The 19,953-nt window shown below is 66.2% G+C and carries 22 protein-coding genes; 10 read left to right on the plus strand and 12 right to left on the minus strand.

Features of this window, described 5'->3' with window-relative positions:
- Positions 1-40 precede the first annotated feature (40 nt).
- Genes ACIQ3B_RS01165 through ACIQ3B_RS01175 form a run of 3 tightly spaced genes read right to left on the minus strand, consistent with a single transcriptional unit; the run spans position 41 to position 1,680 of the window.
- Positions 41-814 (minus strand): sulfite exporter TauE/SafE family protein, encoded by a 774-nt coding sequence (locus ACIQ3B_RS01165; RefSeq protein WP_397399330.1) that lies wholly within the window; start codon positions 812-814, stop codon positions 41-43.
- A gap of 4 nt (positions 815-818) precedes the next feature.
- A complete protein-coding gene (locus ACIQ3B_RS01170; protein ID WP_397399332.1) occupies positions 819-1,352 on the minus strand; it encodes a rhodanese family protein in 534 nt (177 codons plus the stop codon).
- On the minus strand, positions 1,318-1,680 hold the full coding sequence (locus tag ACIQ3B_RS01175) for an ArsR/SmtB family transcription factor (RefSeq protein WP_397399334.1): 363 nt from the start codon (positions 1,678-1,680) through the stop codon (positions 1,318-1,320). The genes ACIQ3B_RS01170 and ACIQ3B_RS01175 overlap by 35 nt, the downstream gene beginning before the upstream one ends.
- 74 nt (positions 1,681-1,754) lie before the next feature.
- Here ACIQ3B_RS01175 and ACIQ3B_RS01180 point away from each other — a divergent pair, with 74 nt between their 5' ends.
- From ACIQ3B_RS01180 to ACIQ3B_RS01190, 3 genes are all read left to right on the plus strand, one after another.
- Positions 1,755-2,615 (plus strand): MBL fold metallo-hydrolase, encoded by an 861-nt coding sequence (locus ACIQ3B_RS01180; protein ID WP_397399336.1) that lies wholly within the window; start codon positions 1,755-1,757, stop codon positions 2,613-2,615.
- Between the two features lie 85 nt (positions 2,616-2,700).
- On the plus strand, positions 2,701-4,323 hold the full coding sequence (locus ACIQ3B_RS01185) for a flavin-containing monooxygenase (RefSeq protein ID WP_397399338.1): 1,623 nt from the start codon (positions 2,701-2,703) through the stop codon (positions 4,321-4,323).
- Entirely contained in the window at positions 4,320-4,946 is a 627-nt protein-coding gene (locus ACIQ3B_RS01190; RefSeq protein ID WP_397399340.1) for an NUDIX hydrolase, read from the plus strand. The genes ACIQ3B_RS01185 and ACIQ3B_RS01190 overlap by 4 nt, the downstream gene beginning before the upstream one ends.
- Positions 4,947-5,006: 60 nt before the next feature.
- Here ACIQ3B_RS01190 and ACIQ3B_RS01195 read toward each other — a convergent pair whose 3' ends face one another.
- Together ACIQ3B_RS01195 and ACIQ3B_RS01200 are read right to left on the minus strand one after the other, a co-directional pair.
- Positions 5,007-6,008, minus strand: a complete 1,002-nt coding sequence (locus ACIQ3B_RS01195; protein ID WP_397399342.1) for an aldo/keto reductase — start codon at positions 6,006-6,008, stop codon at positions 5,007-5,009.
- A 49-nt stretch (positions 6,009-6,057) separates the two neighbouring features.
- Entirely contained in the window at positions 6,058-6,717 is a 660-nt protein-coding gene (locus ACIQ3B_RS01200) for a Type 1 glutamine amidotransferase-like domain-containing protein (protein WP_397399344.1), read from the minus strand.
- 151 nt (positions 6,718-6,868) lie between these two features.
- Between ACIQ3B_RS01200 and ACIQ3B_RS01205 the strand changes: the two genes are divergently transcribed.
- Positions 6,869-7,261, plus strand: coding sequence for a hypothetical protein (locus tag ACIQ3B_RS01205; RefSeq protein ID WP_397399346.1), 393 nt, complete (start codon positions 6,869-6,871; stop codon positions 7,259-7,261).
- Between the two features lie 4 nt (positions 7,262-7,265).
- Here the strand turns inward: ACIQ3B_RS01205 and ACIQ3B_RS01210 are convergent, their stop codons facing one another.
- Positions 7,266-8,414 (minus strand): pyridoxal phosphate-dependent aminotransferase, encoded by a 1,149-nt coding sequence (locus tag ACIQ3B_RS01210; RefSeq protein WP_397399348.1) that lies wholly within the window; start codon positions 8,412-8,414, stop codon positions 7,266-7,268.
- A 98-nt stretch (positions 8,415-8,512) separates the two neighbouring features.
- Between ACIQ3B_RS01210 and ACIQ3B_RS01215 the strand changes: the two genes are divergently transcribed.
- Entirely contained in the window at positions 8,513-9,787 is a 1,275-nt protein-coding gene (locus tag ACIQ3B_RS01215) for an MFS transporter (protein WP_397399350.1), read from the plus strand.
- A 6-nt stretch (positions 9,788-9,793) separates the two neighbouring features.
- Here ACIQ3B_RS01215 and ACIQ3B_RS01220 read toward each other — a convergent pair whose 3' ends face one another.
- Positions 9,794-10,666, minus strand: a complete 873-nt coding sequence (locus ACIQ3B_RS01220) for a TauD/TfdA dioxygenase family protein (protein ID WP_397399352.1) — start codon at positions 10,664-10,666, stop codon at positions 9,794-9,796.
- 77 nt (positions 10,667-10,743) lie between these two features.
- On the opposite strand from ACIQ3B_RS01220, the gene cobS reads away from it, so the two are divergent.
- The 4 genes from cobS to brnA all read left to right on the plus strand — a co-directional run bounded on the left by cobS (position 10,744) and on the right by brnA (position 13,439).
- A complete protein-coding gene (gene cobS, locus ACIQ3B_RS01225) occupies positions 10,744-11,745 on the plus strand; it encodes a cobaltochelatase subunit CobS (protein WP_397399354.1) in 1,002 nt (333 codons plus the stop codon).
- Between the two features lie 119 nt (positions 11,746-11,864).
- A complete protein-coding gene (locus ACIQ3B_RS01230) occupies positions 11,865-12,776 on the plus strand; it encodes a phosphotransferase (protein ID WP_397399435.1) in 912 nt (303 codons plus the stop codon).
- 176 nt (positions 12,777-12,952) lie between these two features.
- The gene (locus ACIQ3B_RS01235) at positions 12,953-13,219 is read left to right on the plus strand and encodes a BrnT family toxin (protein ID WP_397399356.1); all 267 of its coding nucleotides are present in this window, start codon (positions 12,953-12,955) and stop codon (positions 13,217-13,219) included.
- The gene (gene brnA, locus ACIQ3B_RS01240) at positions 13,200-13,439 is read left to right on the plus strand and encodes a type II toxin-antitoxin system BrnA family antitoxin (protein ID WP_397399358.1); all 240 of its coding nucleotides are present in this window, start codon (positions 13,200-13,202) and stop codon (positions 13,437-13,439) included. Before ACIQ3B_RS01235 ends, brnA begins: the two co-directional genes overlap by 20 nt.
- A 46-nt stretch (positions 13,440-13,485) precedes the next feature.
- Here brnA and ACIQ3B_RS01245 read toward each other — a convergent pair whose 3' ends face one another.
- From ACIQ3B_RS01245 to ACIQ3B_RS01265, 5 genes are all read right to left on the minus strand, one after another.
- The gene (locus ACIQ3B_RS01245; RefSeq protein ID WP_397399360.1) at positions 13,486-13,806 is read right to left on the minus strand and encodes a HigA family addiction module antitoxin; all 321 of its coding nucleotides are present in this window, start codon (positions 13,804-13,806) and stop codon (positions 13,486-13,488) included.
- Positions 13,781-14,062, minus strand: coding sequence for a type II toxin-antitoxin system RelE/ParE family toxin (locus ACIQ3B_RS01250; RefSeq protein WP_397399362.1), 282 nt, complete (start codon positions 14,060-14,062; stop codon positions 13,781-13,783). The genes ACIQ3B_RS01245 and ACIQ3B_RS01250 overlap by 26 nt, the downstream gene beginning before the upstream one ends.
- Positions 14,063-14,123: 61 nt before the next feature.
- Positions 14,124-15,359 carry a pyridoxal-dependent decarboxylase gene (locus tag ACIQ3B_RS01255; RefSeq protein WP_397399364.1) on the minus strand — a complete coding sequence of 412 codons (1,236 nt, stop codon included), beginning with the start codon at positions 15,357-15,359 and terminating at the stop codon, positions 14,124-14,126.
- 10 nt (positions 15,360-15,369) lie between these two features.
- Positions 15,370-16,155, minus strand: a complete 786-nt coding sequence (locus ACIQ3B_RS01260) for a type II CAAX prenyl endopeptidase Rce1 family protein (RefSeq protein WP_397399366.1) — start codon at positions 16,153-16,155, stop codon at positions 15,370-15,372.
- 17 nt (positions 16,156-16,172) lie between these two features.
- Positions 16,173-18,611 carry a membrane-bound PQQ-dependent dehydrogenase, glucose/quinate/shikimate family gene (locus ACIQ3B_RS01265; protein ID WP_397399368.1) on the minus strand — a complete coding sequence of 813 codons (2,439 nt, stop codon included), beginning with the start codon at positions 18,609-18,611 and terminating at the stop codon, positions 16,173-16,175.
- Positions 18,612-18,743: 132 nt separating this feature from the next.
- Between ACIQ3B_RS01265 and ACIQ3B_RS01270 the strand changes: the two genes are divergently transcribed.
- Entirely contained in the window at positions 18,744-19,925 is a 1,182-nt protein-coding gene (locus ACIQ3B_RS01270) for a DUF3089 domain-containing protein (RefSeq protein ID WP_397399370.1), read from the plus strand.
- The last annotated feature ends 28 nt before the right edge of the window (positions 19,926-19,953 follow it).

Here is a 19,953-nt window from a genome sequence, read left to right on the forward strand (position 1 = left end):
GATCCTGTCACATCGCAGGAGTCTCTTCCGCGGTCACGCCTCAGGTCATCGCGCGCCAGGCGACGTAGGCGGCCGTCGCGATCACCATCAGCGCGAATACCCGCCGGGCCAGATCTGCGTGTCCCGCCAGGGCCCGCGCCAGGGGCGCGCCGGCCAGGGCGCCGCCCGCGCCGCCGACCACGAGCGCGGCAAACAGGCCCCAGTCGATCAGGCCCGAGATAGCGTAGCTCGCGCTGGTCGCGGCGCCGAACAGCGCCACCGAGACGAGTGAGGAGGCAGCCGCATGGGCCAGGGTCATGCCGGTCGCCGCCATCAGGCCCGGAACAATCAGGAATCCGCCTCCGATCCCGAAGAAGCCTGCGGCGAGGCCGGTGGCCAGACCCAGCGGGGCCAGTTTGAGGGTAAGGGCCGGCGTGAGGTGTACGGACGGATCGCCAGCATCCTTCTTGGGAAGCAGCATCGAGGCGCCGATCAGCGCCATGACGACGGCAAACCACAGGATCAGCACCGCCCCGTCCACCTTCTGGGCCAGGTGGGCCCCGACCAGCGAGCCAGCCAGACCAGCCCCACCGAACACCAGGGCGCAAGGCCACTTGACCCGTCCCGCCCGGGCCTGGGCGCCCAGGCCCATGGCGGCGTTCACGGCGACGGCGGCGGCCGAGGTGCCGATCGCCACATGCGGGTCCTGTACGCCGACAAAGTACAGCAACAGCGGGGTTGCCAACACCGAGCCGCCGCCGCCGAACACCGTCAGCAGCAGTCCGATCAACGCGCCGCTGAGACCGGCGGCCGCATAGGCCAGGACAGGATCCATGGCATCACCCAACCACTCGACGGTTCCAGGGCGCCAGCATCAATAGCCGGGCCATGCCGCAAGAGCCGGTCGCGCCGGCGAAGGTCAGCCCGGCGCCGACGAACCCGGAGATCGCGAAGAAGCCAGGATGAAACCCGAAGCCCAGGCCAACGCCCGCCAGCACCAGCAGGCCGGCTGCGATCTGGACCTGGCGCATCATTTCCAGCGGCGCCTTGCGGTCCTCTTCGACCGGCAATCCGGCTGCTTCCCAGCCATCAACACCACCCTCGAGCACAAATGCCGGGCCCTCCACGGCCTTGGCGAGCCGGTCGCAGTTCGCACCGGTCCGCATGCCAGTACGGCAGGTGAAGATCACATCGCGCCCGGGCTCGATCTTCAGGTGCGCCTGTTCGAAGGCCGATAGCGGACGCGACAGGGCGCCGCGGACGTGGCGGCGTGCGAACTCGTCCGGCTCGCGGATATCCACGAGCACGGCGCGGTGCTGCATCAGGCGGTTCCTGGCGTCAGCCGGCGTCAGAGATGTGAGAACGGTTGTCATTGGGGGACCTCATGTCAGGGGGACAAAAGATCTCTGCGAGCGTCGCCACTACCTTCAGTGCTGCGGGGTCGGCGATCCGGTAGCGCACGCTCTGGGCTTCGCGGCGGGTGGCCACGACGGCCTCTTCCCTCAGCACCGCAAGGTGCTGCGACAAGGCGGACTGCGAAAGGCCGACGAGGGGAACCAGTTCGCCCACCGATCGTTCGCCCTCCACGAGCTGGCACAGGATCATCAACCGCCGCTCATTGGCGAGCGCGCGCAGAAGCCTTGCGGCCTCCCCGGCGCTGGCCTCAAACTGGGCGATGTCGAAGTTCGCGAGATCGAACATGAGTTCCATATATGCGCTATTGCTAATTTAGCAAGATCTAATATCTTCGTGGTCACACCCAGGAGGCTCCGAACATGCAACCGCATATTCAAGCGTTTTTCGACCCTGCCACATCTACTGCCAGCTACCTGGTCTCCGATCCGGCCACAGGCGCGGCGGCGATCATCGACCCGGTCCTCGACTTCGAGCCCAGAAGCGCACGGCTATCGACCGATTCGGCGGAGGCGATCCTGCAAGCCGTACGCGAGCAGGACCTGCATCTCGCCTATGTACTGGAGACTCACGCACACGCCGACCATCTGTCGGCCGCCGATCACATACGCCGCGCCACCGGGGCCGAGGTGGTCATCGGGGCGCGGATCACCGAAGTACAGGCGCAGTTCGCACCGCTGTTCGAGGTCGAAAATGTTCAGCCCGATGGCGGCGACTTTGATCGACTGGTTCGGGAAGGTGACACCCTTCCGCTCGGCGACCTGTCCATCGGCGTGCTGCATACGCCTGGTCATACGCCAGCCTGTGTCACCTACACCCTGGGCGACACGGCCTTTGTCGGCGACACACTGTTCATGCCGGACTACGGCACCGCCCGCGCCGACTTCCCGGGCGGCGACGCGACGGCTCTCTACCGATCCATCCGGAAGGTCTTGGCCTTGCCGCCGGAAACCCGCCTCTTCGTCGGCCACGACTACCTGCCCGCAGGCCGCACCGAGGCCCGCTGGGAAACCACCGTGGCCGAAGAGCGGGCCCACAACATTCACGTCCACGAGGGCGTCGCCGAGGCCGCCTTCGTCACCATGCGCCAAACACGCGACGCGACCCTGGCGCCGCCGACGCTGATCCTGCCGTCTCTGCAGGTTAACATCCGGGCCGGCGCCCTGCCCCCCGCCAGCCCCGGCGGTCATGTCTATCTGAGGTTGCCCGTCACACTGGCCTGACCTAACGGCGCCCTCTCGCATGAAAGTCCTGCACAGGTCGGCAAGTCGGGTATGGTTGGAAAACAACGGGTGAGGAAATGTGGTCATGGCAATGGGCGCAGCAGACGATTCATTCGATGCGGTGATCGTGGGCGCCGGGTTCTCCGGCCTCTACATGCTGCACAAGCTGCGGGGCATGGGGCTCAGTGCGCGGATTTATGAGGCCGGTACCGGCGTGGGCGGTACCTGGTACTGGAACCGCTATCCCGGCGCCCGGGTCGATATTGAAAGCCAGGAATATTCCTATTCCTTCTCGCCGGAGCTCGATGACGAGTGGGTCTGGAGCGAGCGGTACGCCACCCAGCCGGAACTGCTGCGCTACCTCAATCATGTCGCCGACCGGTTCGACCTGCGACCGGACATCCAGCTCGAGACCCGGGTCACCACCGCCCACTTTGACGAAGGTTCCAACCGCTGGACGGTGACAACCGACCGGGGGGAGCGCATCAGCGCACGCTACTGTGTCATGGCCACCGGTTGCCTCTCTGTGCCCAACGACGCGACGTTCCCCGGTATGGAAACTTTCCAGGGCAAGAGCTGGCACACGAACAACTGGCCCCGTGACGGCGTGGATTTCAAAGGCCAGCGCGTAGCGGTCATCGGCACAGGATCGTCTGCCATCCAGTCGATCCCGATCATCGCCGCCGAGGCGGACCATGTGACGGTGTTCCAGCGCACGCCCAATTTCAGCGTGCCTGCGCACAATGGCCCTGTGGACCCGGTGATCGCCGCCGACTGGAAGGCCAACCGCGCGCAGCGCCGCAAGGAAGCCCGCGAAACCGGCTTCGGCATCCTGATGGTGGGGAACAACGCGACCCTGGCGCTGGAGGACAGCTCGGAAGCCAGGCAGGCCAACTATCAGGCCCGCTGGGAGATTGGCGGCTTCGCACTGCTGGGCGGGTATGGCGACCTGGTCGTCGACACCCAGGCCAACGATACGGCCGCCGAGTTCGTCCGGGGCAAGATCCGCGAGATCGTCAAGGACCCTGCCGTAGCCGAAAAGCTGGCGCCCAAGTCCTTCCCGATCGGCTCCAAGCGCCTTTGCGTGGACACCGGCTACTACGACACGTTCAACCGCGACAACGTCACCTTGGTTGACCTTCGCGAAGAGGCGCTGGAGGCGATCACACCCAGCGGCGTGCGCACCACGGGCGGAAGCTATGACGTGGACACCATCGTCTACGCCATCGGCTTCGACGCCATGACGGGCGCGCTGGGCAAGGTGGACATCCGCGGCCGCGGCGGCGAGACCCTGAAGGACGAGTGGGCGGACGGCCCGCGCACCTACCTGGGCCTGATGGTGGCGGGATTCCCCAATCTGTTCATTGTGACCGGGCCCGGCAGCCCCTCTGTGCTCTGCAACATGGCCGTGGCCATAGAGCAGCATGTGGAGTGGATTTCCGACTGCATCGGCTGGATGGGCGAACGGCAGATGGGCGCCATCGAGGCGACGACAGCCGCCCAGGACGCCTGGGTCGAACACGTCAACGAGGTGGCCGCGCCCACCATATTCCCGCTGGCGAACTCTTGGTACATGGGCGCCAACGTGCCGGGAAAACCCCAGGTGTTCATGCCCTACATCGGCGGTTTCCCAGTCTATCGTGACAAGTGCAACGAGGTGGCCGCCAACGGCTACGAGGGCTTCACGGTCTCGTCTGACGCGCGGTGACCTGGGCTGCACTGCCGCTGCCGGACCTCAGATCGCGGATTACGGCCAACCTATCGGGGTTCCCGCGTCGCGAGATTGCGGCGGATGGATTGCGGCTGGCGGCCGTGGCGGTGGTGGTCTCGCCACATAAGGGCAGGCCTACCTTCCTGCTCACCCGTCGCGCACTGACCATGCGGCGCAACGCCGGTAACTACGCTCTTCCCGGCGGCAATATCGAACCCGGTGAGGATGTGATCGACGCCGCCCGGCGCGAGACCTCTGAGGAACTTGGCGTGTCGCTGGATCGGGACGCCGCGCTGGGCCGACTGGATGACTTCAAGACCCTGGGCGGGCATCGGGTGACGCCTGTGGTCTTCTGGTCCGATACCGAACTCACCGTGATCCCTGACCCCGTCGAAGTCCATGTCGCCTGGCGGATCCCGCTCGCCGAGCTGGACCATCCAAAGTCCCCACGCCGTCAGGCTCACCCTCATGGCGACGACCTGATCCTGCAGATGCGGCTCCGCGGCCAATGGGTCAACGCCCCGACCGCGGCCTGGCTATACCAGTTCCGCGAGGTGGCCCTGCACGGCCGCCCCACTCGCCTGGACGATGTGGGTCAGCCGGAGTGGACGCGGGGGTGACAGCAGCCGCGAGGCGGCGCCTGAATCGCCGAACCCAATGCCTTGTGACAGGGAGAACCCTCAGCCTTCCGTGGGCATCAGCTCGGTATCCACCGAGGCCTGCATGGCGGGCGCGTAGCGTGATCCCGTGACGGTCTCGCCGTTCACAATCTGATCAACCCGGGCCATCACGGCCTCTGACAGCGTCACACCGGCGGCGGCGGCATCCTCGCGCATGTGATCGGGGCTGGTGGTGCCAGGGATCGGAATGATGATCTCATCTTTCTGCAGAAGCCAGGCGAGGCAGAGCTGGGCCGTCGTGCAGCCGGCTTCGCTCGCCAGCGCCTCGAACCGGCGATAGAGCGCCATGTTGGCCTCGAACGCGGCGCCCTGAAATCTGGGCATGCTGCGCCGGAAGTCGCCTTCCTCCAGCTTCGCCGGGTCGGTGACGCCACCCGCCAGAAACCCGCGTCCGACCGGCGAGAAGGCCACGAAGGCCACGCCCAGTTCGCGGCAGGCGTCCAGCACGGCGATCTCGGGGTTCCGGGTCCAGGGCGAGTACTCGGTCTGCAGCGCCGCAATGGGGTGGACGGCGTGGGCCTTGCGCAGGGTCGGTGCGGAAACCTCCGACAGGCCGATGGAACGGATTTTTCCTGCCGCCACCAGGTCGGCCAGGGCGCCGACGCTGTCCTCGATCGGCACCTGACGGTCCATCCGGTGCAGGTAGTAGAGGTCGATAACGTCGGTCTTCAGGCGTTTCAGGCTGACCTCGCAAAGTGCCTTGATCGTCTCGGGCCGGCCGTCGATCCCGCGTTGCGTGCCGGTGGCGTCGGTAATCCCGCATTTGGACGCGAGCACGAACCTGTCGCGATGCGGGCTCAACACCTCGCCCACCAGGGTCTCATTGTGCCCCAGGCCATAGACCGCCGCCGTGTCGAAGAAGGTGTAGCCGGCGTCCAGCGCGCCCAGCAGCACCTGTTCGGCCTGCTCACGGGGCGGAGGGGCGCCATAGGCGTGGCTCAGGCTCATGCAGCCCAGACCAATGGCCGAAACCTCGAGCGAACCGATGCGGCGTGTCTGCATGTGCCTGTCTCCCTTTTGCGAGGTGAAAGGCGGCCTCACGACCCGTGTGTCAAGTGCGCCCGACGTGCAGCTCGAGGGTTTCACCGTCCTGGATCAACACGTCGCCATCGCGCAAAGTCCGGTGGGGAATCCGATTTTCAGCCATCCAGCTGGCGGTTCGCTCCGCCGCCCCGGCTTCGGCATGTTCGGAGCGGAAATGGGGTACGATCGCCGCGTCGATCAATCCAAGCCCCTCCCAGACCGGATCAGGTTGATAGCCTTCGGCCAGGACCGCCGGATCATCCATGAGCTCCAGACCCCGCAACGACGGCGCAGCGACACAGGCCCCGGCGCTCCAGCCGCCATAGATCAGCTGTTCTGCCCAGACGAGGCCCGGCGCTATGGCGTCGAACCCGCTCTGCCGCATGGCTCTTCGCAGCAGAAACGCATTGCCGCCGACCGCCCAGACCATCGTCGTGCGCGAGAGTTCGGCCAGCAAAGCCTCGGGTCGTCGAAAGTAGGCCCGGAGATCAAGATCATAGGCGTCCAGGCCCTGGTCCCGGAATTCGGCGATCGGATCGTAGACATGGCGCGCATAGGCCTGTCGCGACGCCATCGGAAGGTCGTCCACCGCGTTGGCGATCACGCCGACGCGGGCGCCCGGCCCTGCCATCCGGAGCAGGTGAGCATGGCTGTCACGGGTTCGATTTGAAGCAGGATGCAGGCGCATGGATTGCTCTACTGTCCCGGGACCAGCCCGTCACCCGCCGGAAGATCAACATTGCCGAGGCGCATCTAGCGAATGCCAGATTGGCATTGGATCAGCCGACCGCAATGCGTCATCAACCGGGCGAACGCCACTCTTCCAAGGATCCCTTACCATGATGAACCTGCGTATCAGCCTGATCGCGCTGGCCGGCCTTGCCCTGGCCTCCTGCGACAACGCGGGGTCGGCGCTGAAGACCAGCGCCGGCGACTTCGCCAAGGAAGCGACCCGTACGGCCTCCGGCATGGTGAGTCTCAAGACCGCCTGCACCGTCGCCGGTCAGAGCGAGGCCTTTTGCGGGTGCGTCGAGGAACGTCTCGGCGCCAGGCTTGATCCCGCCCAACTCAAGGGCGTCACCGACGTGATCATCGAGGCCGTCAAGACAGGGACTCTGGAGGGCGCGGCGCAGAACGCCACCGCCCTGCCGCCGGAGACCCGCACGGCGCTGGCCCAGTGTGCAGCGCGCGCTACGGTGGCCGGAGTGGTTGGCGAGGCCAGCGGGCAGTAGTCGATCAGCCCAGTCCCTGTTGTGCGCGTTTCTGGTCGAACCAGGGCTTCAACCTGCTGATCGCGTCCTCGACTTCAGGCGTGGAAACCGCGAAGCTCAGCCGGATGAACCGGTGGCCATCAACCGGGTCAAAATCGATTCCGGGCGCCGTGGCAACCCCGGTATCCTGCAGCAGCTGGCGACAAAACCCCAGACTGTCGTTGGTCAGCTCGCCAACGTCGGCCCAGATGTAGAAGGCCCCGTCGGGTGGGGCGATCCGATCCAGCCCCAGACTCGGCAACGCCTCGAGCAACAGCTCACGATTGCGCCGGTAGGTGGAGAGGTGTCCCTCCAACTCGTCGCGGCAATCCATGGCGACCAGCGCGGCATGCTGGGCCAGAGCCGGCGGCGTCAAGAACATGGCGCCCATATAGGCCACCGCGCGGGACGCCTCGCTGCGCGGCACGACCAGCCAGCCCAGCCGCCAGCCGGCCATGCTGAAATACTTCGAGTAGCTGTTCACGACGATGGCCTCGGGCGAGAACTCCAGCATCGAGCGGGTCGGCTCCGCGTAGCTGAGGCCGTGATAGATCTCGTCGGAGATGATCCGGATGCCGCGCGTGCGGCAGACCTCGGCGATCGCCGCCAGTTCCCGGGCCGAGATGACCGTGCCGGTGGGGTTTGCGGGGCTGGCCAGGATCACTCCCGCAGGCGCCGGATCCAGCCCGGCCAGCGTCGCCGCCGTCAGCTGAAACCGGGTTTCCGCACCGCAGGCGATCTCCAGCGGGACCATGTGCAACGCCTTGACGGTATTGCGATAGGCGACGTAGCCCGGCCGGGCCATGGCGATCACATCGCCCGGCTTGAAGGTGGACGACAGCGCCAGCACCAGCGCCGGCGAGGCGCCGCAGGTGAGTGTGATCTGCGCAGGTTCCAGCGTCACGCCGTAGAATTCGGCGTAGTGGCGAACGATGCGGGCCTTGAGCGGCGCGCTTTCCCAATAGCCCATGGCCTCGGCGTCGAGTACGGCATGTGCAGCCGCAATCGCGGCTTTCGGCGCGCCGGTGGACGGCTGGCCGAACTCCATATGGATGATCGAGCGGCCCTCGGACTTCAGCCGCTGGGCCAGTCCGCTGATGGAGATGGCGTAGAAGGGGTCGACCTGAGCGTTCATCGCATCGCCCTAGCCGCAAAGGCGGCAGGGCGCCAAGCGGCTTGACCCCGAACGCTGCGGAGGCGAAGCCGTGGGTAAACGGGGGAACATCTGTGACAATGAACACATCCGGTGCTGTGAAGGCGTCCAACCGCCGCGTGCTGGGCGCCAGCCTGGTGGGCACAGCGGTAGAGTTCTACGATTTCTACATCTACGCCACGGCGGCGGCGCTGGTGTTCCCGGCGCTGTTCTTCCCCAAATCGTCGGATTCCGCCCAGCTGCTGCAGAGCTATGCGACCTTTGCAGTGGCCTTCTTCGCCCGGCCTGTGGGCGCCGCCGTCTTCGGCCATTTCGGCGACCGGATCGGCCGGAAGTCGACGCTGGTGGCGTCGCTGATGATGATGGGGGTGTCGACATTCCTGATCGCCTTCCTGCCGACCTACGCCATGGTGGGTTGGGTGGCGCCGTTCCTGCTGTGCCTGCTGCGGTTCGGCCAGGGGTTCGGACTGGGCGGCGAGTGGGGGGGCGCGGCCTTGCTGGCGGTGGAGAATGCGCCGCCGGGCTGGCGGGCGCGGTTCGGCATGTTCCCTCAACTCGGCGCGCCGTCGGGATTCATCGCCGCCAATGGTCTGTTCCTGATCCTGGGCCTGGTCCTGACGTCAGAGGACTTCCTGGCCTGGGGCTGGAGGTTGCCGTTCCTGGCCAGCGCGATCCTGGTGGGCGTGGGGCTGTGGGTGCGCCTGCGGATCGGTGAGACGCCGGCTTTCCAGAAGGTGCTCGCCGATGAAGCGCCCAGCCACGTGCCCATGGCCGAGGTCTTCAAACGCCATCCCGGAGCCCTGGTGGGGGGTACGTTTGCGGCGGTGGCCTGCTTTGCGATCTTCTATCTGTCGACCGCATTTGCCCTGGGCTATGGCACGACGACGCTGGGTTACAGTCGCGAGACTTTCCTGCAGGTGCAACTGGGCGCGATCGTGTTCCTGGCGGCGGGGATCATCGCGGCAGGCTATGCAGCCGACGCCTCCAGCGCACGGCGCGTCTTGATGGCCGGCTGCCTGGGAACCCTGGCCGTGGGCGCCGCAATGGCGGCCCTGATGGGTTCCGGCTCACTGCTGCTGATCTGGGCGTGGCTGTCACTGGCGCTGTTTGTCATGGGGTTCGTCTACGGGCCGCTGGGCGCATTTCTGCCCAGCCTGTTCCCGGCGCGGGTGCGCTACACCGGCGCCTCGATGGTGTTCAACGTGGGCGGCATCATCGGCGGGGGCCTGACCCCGGTAATTGCCCAGACCCTCGCCAATGGCGGCGGCCTTGCGCCGGTGGGCGGCTATCTGGCGGCGGCGGGGGCGGTCAGTTTTGTCGGACTGCTGATACTGCGCAAAACTTTCTCCGACTGAGGCCGGTCAGATCGGCGCCTCGCCGGCCACAGTCGTGCGGTGCATGACCCGCCGATGGCCATCGTAGCCGCCCAGGGCATTGTGCATGGTGCAGCGGTTGTCCCAGATCACCACCATCCCGGGCCGCCAGCGGTGGCGGTAGATGAACTGGTCCTGGACCAGGTGCTTGTAGAGCTCGGCCAGCAATGGATCGGCCGCGTTGGGCGCCATCCCCTCGATACCCACCGTGTAGACCGGCGAGATGAAGAGCGCCTTGCGACCCGTCACCGGGTGGGTGCGCACCAGCGGGTGCGCACAGGTCTTTTCGGCCTCCGGGCTGACGATGATCGGCATGGCCCGCAGGTGGAGCTCGCGCGAATAGGCGCTGTCCGGACCATAGGCCTTGCTGGCGGAATGGATGGCGCGCAGCGGGGCCAGTTTGTCCTTTGTGGCCTCCGGCAGCGCGTCATAGGCGCTGGCCGCGTCGCAATAGAGGGTGTCGCCGCCCACCGGGGGGATGGTCTCGGAGCGCAGGATGGTGGCGGCAGGCGGCCGGGCCTGGAAGCTCCAGTCGGAGTGCCAGTTACCACCGAAGGGCGTGACCTTCTCGTCAGGCTCGCGGCGCACTTCCAGGACGTTGGGATGACCTTCCATGGGCTTGACGTAGGGGTCATGGCCGAACGGCCCGATCTGCAGGGTGAAGGCTTCGAGTTGCTCAAGGGTCAGAGGCTGATCCGGGAACACCACCACCCCGTGACGCGCCCATGCGGCCTTGATCTCCGCCAAGGCCGCCGGCTCCAGCGGCCGGGACAGATCTGCACCCGTGATCTCGGCGCCGAAGCCTGTTGGCTGCGGCGTCACCGTGATCTCGAGCCCTGCGCTTTTTGCGTCCTTTGGCATCGTTCGTTCCTCCTTCATGGCTCTGCTATCAAACACCTGTTTGCGTCCGCCACGGCAAGCCTGTAATCGATCCCGCCATGGCTGCATTTGACTCATCTGACGACAAACTCCTCGCTCTGGCGCCTGACCGGGAGGTCGATGTGCGCGTCACCTTCGGTGTGGACATCGACATGAAGGCCCCGGCGTTCACCGAGCGGGACAGTCATGTTCCGGACGTGGACCCGGCCTACAAGTTCGATCCCGAGACGACGCGGGCGATCCTTGCGGGCTTCGCCTTTGATCGTCGCGTGATGGTGCAGGGCTACCACGGCACCGGAAAGTCCACCCACATCGAGCAGGTGGCCGCGCGCCTCAACTGGCCGCTGATCCGGGTGAACCTGGACAGCCATGTCAGCCGGATCGACCTGGTCGGCAAGGACGCCATCGTCCTGAAGGACGGCAAGCAGATCACCGAATTCCGCGAGGGCATGCTGCCCTGGGCGATCCAGCGGCCCATTGCCCTGGTGTTCGACGAATATGACGCCGGTCGGCCCGATGTGATGTTCGTGATCCAGCGCGTGCTGGAAGCGCAGGGCAAGCTGACCCTGCTGGACCAGAACCGCGTGATCCAGCCCAACAAGTGGTTCCGGCTGTTCTCGACCACCAACACCATCGGTCTGGGCGACACGACCGGGCTCTATCACGGCACCCAGCAGATCAATCAGGGCCAGATGGACCGCTGGTCGATCGTGACCACGCTGAACTATCTGGCCCACGACGTGGAGGCCGAGATCGTGCTGTCCAAGTCGCCGGCCTACCAGACGGCGGAAGGCAAGCGGACGATCAACGCTATGGTGCGGGTCGCCGACATGACCCGCAACGCCTTCATGAACGGCGACATCTCCACCGTCATGAGCCCGCGGACGGTGATCACCTGGGCCCAGAACGCCGAGATCTTCGGCGGCGACATCGGCCTGGCGTTCCGGATGACCTTCCTCAACAAGTGCGACGAGCTTGAGCGCGGTACCGTGGCCGAGTTCTACCAGCGCGCGTTCGGGACGGAACTGCCGGAGAGCACGGCGCGGGTGCGGGTGGCGTAGGGAGTGGACGGGTGCGCGGATACGACGCCCTTGCTGCACTCGTACCGGAAGATCGGCGCCCCGATGTTGATTTCGCCCTAGAAGCCGTACTGGGAACGAGACGTCCCGAGCACGCAGAAGTGCTTTCCGGCGGGGTATCTGGAGCCCTAATTCTGAGACTGACGGCCGCCGGGCGTGAAAGTGTCCTACGCATAGAGCCGGAGCGTATCGCTCTGGAGGACCGAGCGCGACACTTTGCGGCGATGGCAATGGCGGCAGCGGTCGGGGCGGCGCCGGCGCTGCACTTCGCGGATCCGAAGAGCGGTGTCTGCGTCATGGACTATCTGGCGCCGCGCCCCCTCGTAGACCATCCTGGCGGCGCAGTGGGTCTTGCTCGGGGGATGGGCGACCTTCTGGCCAAGGTGCGAGCCGCCGCCCCATTCGCAGATTTTGGCCCCTACCCTGAACTGATCAGCGTGCTGCTGGCACGTCTTGGCGCGAGCGGACGGTTTTCGACGTTGGACCTCGCGCCATGTCGGGAGGGGCTGACGCGGATCGCCGAGGCGCTTGTCTGGGATGGACCGATTGCGTCGACACACAACGACGTCAGCCCGCGCAATCTCATATTCGATGGTGCGCGGCTCTGGCTGGTTGACTGGGAGTTGGCCTGGCTGAGCGATCCGCTTGTTGACCTGGCGATCGCTTCAACCGAGCTGGCGGTCGGCGACGAACTGGAACACGAGCTGTTGGCATCGAGTTTCGGACGTGCGCCCGACGCGGCCCTTCTGGCACGGCTGGCAGTAACCCGGCTGCTGACACGACTGGCCTATGGGGTGATCGTGTTCGACTCGCTCCCGCCAGAACCGGACAGCCTCGCCCTGGCGCTGACGCCGGAAGATTTCCGCGCGGCCATCGCTGAGGGCCGACTGGCTCCAGGTTCACGGGACATTACGGCGGCATTCGCGCGCATGTCGCTGACGTCATTCGTTCGCGGCGTCGAGGCGCCCGGATTTGGCGAACTCTTGGCGCGCGCGGGACAGGCGACGGTTTGAGGTCCGGGAACGAGAGACACAGACGACTCTCGCAGGAAGATCACGATGTTGCTCACAAAAGTGGCGTCAATCCTTGGTTTCCGGTGCGGTTTGACTGAGCCTTTCGTCATGCAAACGCCGCCTGCCCTCGCAAGCTTGGGGCTAGAAAATATACCATTTCCGCACTATCTTCGCTGATGTTCGAATTCGATCCTACCAAAAGCGCGGCGAACCTCGCCAAGCATGGGATCGATTTCGAGGCGGCTCAGGCACTATGGACAGATGACCTGCGATTGGTGGTCGATACGCAGTTCCTGAGTGAACCGCGCCAGTTGGTGATCGGATGGATCGACGGGAATGTCTGGACAGCGGTCGTCACGATGCGCGGCGAGGCGACCCGGATCATCTCGGTCCGGCGGTCGCGGGAGGAAGAGGTGAGGCGCTATGAGCACCAGGACGATTGACGCCGCCGCGTTCGACGCCGCGTTCGACGACGGCGAAGACGTCAGCGCGCATGTGGACTGGTCCACCGCCCGCCGGCCCGGGCTGGCCAAACGCCGGGTCAACATCGACTTCACCGATCAAATGGTCCGCCGCCTCGACATCGAGGCCCAGAGGCGCGGCGTCACCCGTCAGGCGCTGATCAAGATGTGGATCGCCGACCGGCTGGACCGGGTGGCGTAGGGAGGCCGTTGCGAGCCGCCGCAGCGCGCGCCATCCTGAACGCGCTTCAAGCCGCCCGAGGCGTGATACGTTCCAGGACGTCGCCCAGTTCGCGGCGGCGCTGCATCAGGTCGTAGTCCATCTGCAGGCCCAGCCAGAAACCTTCACTCATGCCCCAGTAGCGGGCAAGGCGCAGATCGGTGTCGGCAGTGATGGCGCGCTTGCCGAGCACGATCTCGTTGATACGCCGCGGCGAGACGCCAAGGGCGCGGGCGAGCGCAGTCTGGCTCAGGGCCAGAGGCGCAAGGAATTCCTTCATCAGGATTTCACCCGGCGTCGGGTTGATCAGCTGATCCGAAATGTCAGTGGTAGTCGCAGATTTCGACATCGTCGCAGTGTCCATCATTCCAGCGGAAGCAGATCCGCCATTGCTGATTGATCCGTATCGAATACTGGCCCCGACGGTCGCCGCGCAGCGCCTCGAGGCGGTTACCCGGCGGGGCCAACAGGTCTTCCAGACGTCCCGCCCTGTTCAGCAGACGGAGTTTTCGAAGCGCAGCATCCTGAATATCAGGCGGCAGACGTCGCGAACGTAGGCCGGCCCATATCCGCTCGGCTTCTGAATCCCGGAAGCTACGCAGCATCGATCAAAATTCTAACGCATAACGTTATGAGGGTCAAACCTCTTGATCGAGCGCTGACTGCCTACGAATACCGCACCTCGCCGCCCGCCACACCAACACCCCCTTGCACCTCACCCAACGCCCACGCCAGGTCCGTCAGGTATGTATCCGCCACTTCCAGGTGGAACGGCGACAGCATCAGGTGCAGGCTCTTGGGCTCGGTGGCCAGGCTGGTGAACCAGCCTCGCTCGCGTAGTTTGGACCAGACGGCCACGCTGTCCGCCTCGGGATGGTTGAAGGCCAGGATGCCCAGCTTGGGTTGGCCCAGGACCTTGAAGCCCAGGGCTTCGGCGCCCGCCGCGATCTTCGCCCGCGCGGCCGTGACCTGGCCCTGCTTTTCACGATAGCCGGCCACGCCCAGAAAGTTCATCACCGCCCAGGCCGCAGAGATGGCGCCGCCAGGTCGGGTGCCGGCCAGGGTGGGGGTGATCATCCGTCCGCCCGGCCAGTCCCTGAAATCGAAGATCATGAACTTCTGCAGGGCCGCATCGCGGAAGAGGACGGTCGAGGCGCCCTTGGCGCAATAGCCATACTTGTGAAGGTCGGCGGACATGGACCGCACGCCAGGGACCTCGAAATCAAAAGGCGCGAGGTCCACGCCATTCATGCGAACGAAGGGGGCGATGTAGCCGCCGACGCAGGCGTCCACATGCAGCCAGAGGCCGCGCGCCAGGGCCAGGTCCGAAAGCGCCTCAATCGGGTCGATCAGGCCATAGGGGAATGAGGGCGCCGAACCCACGATCATCATGGTCGATGCGTCGCACGCCGCCGCCATGGCCGCCGGATCGGCGAGGAAGTCGATTAGCGGGGTACGGCGGACCTCGATCTCCATGACCGCCGCAGCCTTGTCGAAGGCCGGATGTGCAGAGCGGGGCAGGACGATGTTGAGGGGGCCGGCGACGCCCTTTTCCTTGCGCGCATAGTCGCGGGCCGCCTTCACCGCCATGGTGATGGAGTCCGTGCCGCCCGAGGTGATCGCGCCGGACGCGCCCTCTGGCCCGTTCAGGAGGGACAGGCCGAAGCCCACCACCTCGTCTTCCATGCGCTTGAGGCTGGGAAAGGCAGCAGGCCCAAGGCCGTTCTCAGACATGAAGAGGGCGTAGGCCTCCTTCTGCACCTGCTCGACCTCGGGGCCGGCGTTGAACACATAGACGGCGGTTTTTCCGTCGCGCCAGGCGACGTCGCCGGTGGCGTAGTCGGCCATGCGGGCCTTGAGGGTCGGCCAGTCGGTTCCGGCGTCGGGGAGCGTACTTGTCATGGAGGCATACTCACCCGGCGGGCGCCGCGCGCGAAGCCCCATTCCTTCGGATCAGCAGCCATACCGCCGCCAGGGCCAGCACGGCGAACACCACGCCGCCGGGCGCCGGGAACAGCGGCCAGGCCTCGGGCTTCTGCAGGACCACAAGACCGGAGAATGCCACAAAGGCCGTCAGCAGCACATTGGGCGCCGCGTGGCCCGCCGCTGCGCCAAGCCAGGACCCGCTGCGCTCGACAAACCGGGTCAGCAGTTCGCGGTAGATGAGGCAGGCGATCACGAAGACCACCAGCATCAGGGGCGGCGCGGCCTCCAGGTCCGGGAACAGGCCGACCTTCAGGAACGTCGGGATCAGGTGCCAGGCGGCCCAGACCAGACCCAGGATCAGCACGCCGATACGCCGGCCAAACGCCTTCAGGGCCAAGGCTAGTCCGCCGCCGGCCCAGCCGAGTTCCTCTAGCACGCTGGTCAGCAACGTGGCTCCGATCAGGGTCGCCGCGTCCGGCGTTGTCCGGATCTGGCCGCTGAACCCCGCAGCGCCGGCCAGCAACGCAACAGCAAGCGCCAGCCCCGCGACGGAAAGCGTGATCAAGCCCGCCAGCCCGACTTCGCGCCACCGGATCGGGCCGTCCCGTTTGCCCAGACCCCAGTTCAGGACAAGGCCAGCCAGAGCCGGGCTGAGGATCATCACCAGCTTGCCCAGATCTCCTACCCGGGGATCATCCAGCGCCATCAGTCCGCCCGGCAGCGCCAGAACGATAAGGCAAAACAACAGGAACCTTGCTTTTGCGGCCATCATCTTCCCCCTGGGGCGCTCTACGGCAAGGCGTAGGCTATCACGTAGTCGCCCCTGGCAGGTCGCAGTCGTGCGCCGCCAGCAGAGACCACCACATACTGCTTACCGGTCTTGGGCGAGACATAGCTCATCGGCGTGCCGCCCGCGCCCACCGGCAACCGGCCTTGCCACAGCACCTTGCCGGTGGCGTTGTCGTAGGCCCGCAAATAGGGGTCCATGGTGGCGGCGTGGAAGGTGACGCCCCCCGCCGTGGTCATCGGCCCGCCCAGCCCGATGGAGCCGATCGGAATCGGCAGGCGCGAGCCCATGCCCAGTGGTCCCTCATCCTCGGCGGTGCCGACGGGGACCTGCCACACGAGCTTGCGGGTCTTGACGTCGACGGCGCTCAGCGTCCCGTGCGGCGGCTGCAGGCAGGGCGTGAAGATCGGACTGACCAGCCAGTCGTTCTGGCTCTTGTAGGCGACGGCCTTCATGCTGGGCGGCGGTCGGTCCTTCGCCAGTTTGAGCTGCAGGCCGGCATCCTTGGTGGCGACGAGACGCACGGACTGAGGAATACGGACATCGGTCACCAGCAGCAGACCGCGCCGGACGTCATAGGCGCCGGATCCCCAGTTCATGCCGCCGGCGTTTCCCGGATACTGCAGCGACGCCTGTTTCGGCCCGCCCGGCGGGGTGAAGTCGCCGTCGTAACGCAACTGCTTGAAGGTGATCCGGCAGGCCATCTGGTCCAGCGGGGTCGCGCCCCACATCATCGCCTCGGTCAGCCGCTCCACACCGATGGTGGGCATCTCCACCGAATAGGGCTGGGTGGCCCTCAGCCATTCACCCGGTTGGGCGCCGCGTGGGACATGCACCTCGACGACCTTGGTCAGCGGCTTGCCGGTGCGCCGGTCGAGCACGAAGATCTGGCCGCGCTTGGTGAACTGTACCAGGGCCGGCGCCGTCCCCCCCGCCACCGGGAAGTCGATCAGCATCGGCTGGGACGGCACATCATAGTCCCAGACATCGTGGTGGACCGTCTGGAACACCCAGCGCTCCTTGCCGGTGGCCGCGTCAAGCGCCACCAACGAGGAGGAATAGAACTCGCTCATCAACGAGCGGTGCGAGCCCCAGTAGTCGGGCGTAGAATTGCCGGTGGGCAGGTAGATCAGTCCCAGATCCGGATCGAAGGCGGGCGTCGACCAGACATTGGGCGTGCCCCGGGTATAGGTCTGGCCCTCAGGCGGCAGTTTGGTGATGGCGGGATTGCCCAGGTCCCAGGCCCAGACCAGTTCTCCGGAGACCACGTCGAAGGCCCGGACCACGCCAGCGGGTTCGGCGATCTCCCTGTTGTCCATGACCCAGCCGCCGACCACCACCCGGTTGCCGATGACGGTGGGCGTGGAGGTCTGGAAGTAGAAGCCCGTCTTCACCTCACCCATGCCGGTGGAGAGGTCCACCTTGCCGTCCACGCCAAAGCCCGGACACGGTGCGCCTGTTGCGGCATCCAGCGCGATCAGCTGGGCGTTGATGGTCGAGACCAGAATGCGACGACGGCACAGCGGAGCCGCCGGGGCGACTGCCTGCGATGCGAGGCGAGGCGCCGGCTTGGCCACCACTGCCTTGGTGACGACCGGCGCGGCTGGAACGGCGCCTGATACGGCGACCCGGGGCTGGGTTCCATCCCAGTACCCTACGCCGCGGCAGCGGTTCCAGAAGCCCTTCTTCACCTTGGGATCATGCCGCCAGATCTCCTTGCCGGTGTCGGCGTCCAGCGCGATCACCACGTTGCCAGGCGTGCAGACATAGACACGATCACCCACCTGCATCGGGGTGTTCTGATCCTCGGAGCCGCGGTGATTTGGTTCGCCGGTGCGAAAGGTCCAGGCCACCTTCAGTTCATCCACGTTCTCGCGGTTGATCTGGTCCACCGGCGCATAGCGGGCGCCGCCGGGATCGCGGCCGTAGTAGCGCCAGTCAGAGCTGGCCTGCGCCGCAGGCGCGCCGCTGACCACCTGGGCCGGGATCAGGGCCTGCCCCGTCCGGAAGGTCTCCGGGATCGCGGCGCCCAGTACAACCAGACAGGCCAGGGCGCCCACGCCCGTCGCCAGGCCGGAGCGGTTGCGCCAGACGCTGCGGCGGGCCGAGGGTATGACCAGCAGCAGGAAAAGCCCCAGCACCGCCGGAGCAAACAGGCGCGGCAACAGGGGCCAGAAGGAGAAGCCCGCCTCCCAGATCGCCCAGGCGAGCGTGGCCGCCAGAACAGCGCCATAGACGAGGCCCGAGAAAGGATCGCGCCGCACCAGCATCACGCTGGTCGCCAGAATGGCAGCCCCCGCGAGCAGGTAGTAGGGCGTGCCGCCCAGGAAGATCAGCCAGCCACCGCCGCCCAGCAGGACAAGGCCCACCAGCCCGATCAGCCCCCCTGCGACCGCAGCCCAGACCCGCGTCGGCCAGCTGGCAGGCTTCTCGGTGGCCATGTGCGTCTCCCGGATGTCGCGCCAGCTTAGCGCGTCGAATCAGTCGCGTCATGAACGAGGCTGGACCTCTTTTCCTGACCTTGCGATGATCGTACCCGGAATTCGAAAAACAATAGCGTTTGGGGAGACGACATGATTACCAGAACACTGGCTCTGGCCCTGGCCATCGGGCTGACCGGCACGGCGGCTCTGGCCCAGCCGACTGCCCCCGCCCGCAACGACTACGCCAGGGCCGAGACCTGGCTCTGCAAGCCCGGCAAGGCGGGCGACGCCTGCGCGGTCGACATGACGGCGACGGTGATCAAGGCCAATGGCGCGATGTCGGTCGAAGCCTTCCAGGCCGACCCCAGAGCGGCGGTGGATTGCTTCTACGTCTATCCGACGGTCTCGAACGACAAGGGCGTCGTCTCGGACATGGTCGCAGGTCCCGAGGAGTTGAACGTCGTCCGCGCCCAGCTGGCGCGGCTTGGTTCGAAATGCCGGATCTTTGCGCCGCTCTATCGTCAGTTCACGCTGACCGCCTTGCGCGCGGCCAGCGCCGGGACGCCGATGCCGGGGTCAGCCGACCCGGCGGTTCGCCAGGTGGGGTACAACGACGTGCTGGACGCCTGGAACCACTACCTTGCACATGACAACAAGGGGCGCGGCGTTGTGCTGGTGGGCCACTCCCAGGGCTCGGGCGTTCTGGCCCGGATGATCGCCGCCGAGATCGACGGCAAACCCGTTCAGAAGCAGATCATCTCAGCGATGCTGCTGGGCACAAGCCTGGGCGTCGACAAGGGCAAGGATACGGGAACCTTCAAATCGATCCCGACGTGCAAGAGCGCCGGCCAGACCAGCTGCGTGATCGCCTATGCGACCTTCCGCGACACCGTGCCGCCGCCCGCCAACACCCGCTTCGGGCGCGTCGCGAACCCGGCCATGGAGGCTGTCTGCACCAACCCCGCGGCGCTGGGCGGCGGAAAGGGCGAGCTGAAGGCCTATCTGTCCAACACCGCAGCCGAAATCGCCGACTCATCCGCCGCGCCGCCTGCCTGGGTGAAGGGCCAACCAAACCCGAAGACGCCCTTCGTGGCCCTGCCCGGCCTCCTGACCGGCGAATGCGTGTCAAAAGGCGGCTACAACTACCTCGAAGCCCATGTGAACGCCGATCCGGCCGACCCGCGCACAGACACCATCGCCGGCGACGTTGTGGGTCCGGGCGGACAGATCGCGGCCGACTGGGGCCTGCACCTGATCGACGCCAACATCGCCATGGGCAATCTGGTGGACCTGGTGGGTTCGCAGGGCAAGGCCTGGCTGGCGAGACAGTAGACCCAGGCCCCTACTCCATTGCCCAGGC

Source organism: Phenylobacterium sp. (assembly GCF_044358365.1).
GTDB lineage: Bacteria > Pseudomonadota > Alphaproteobacteria > Caulobacterales > Caulobacteraceae > Phenylobacterium.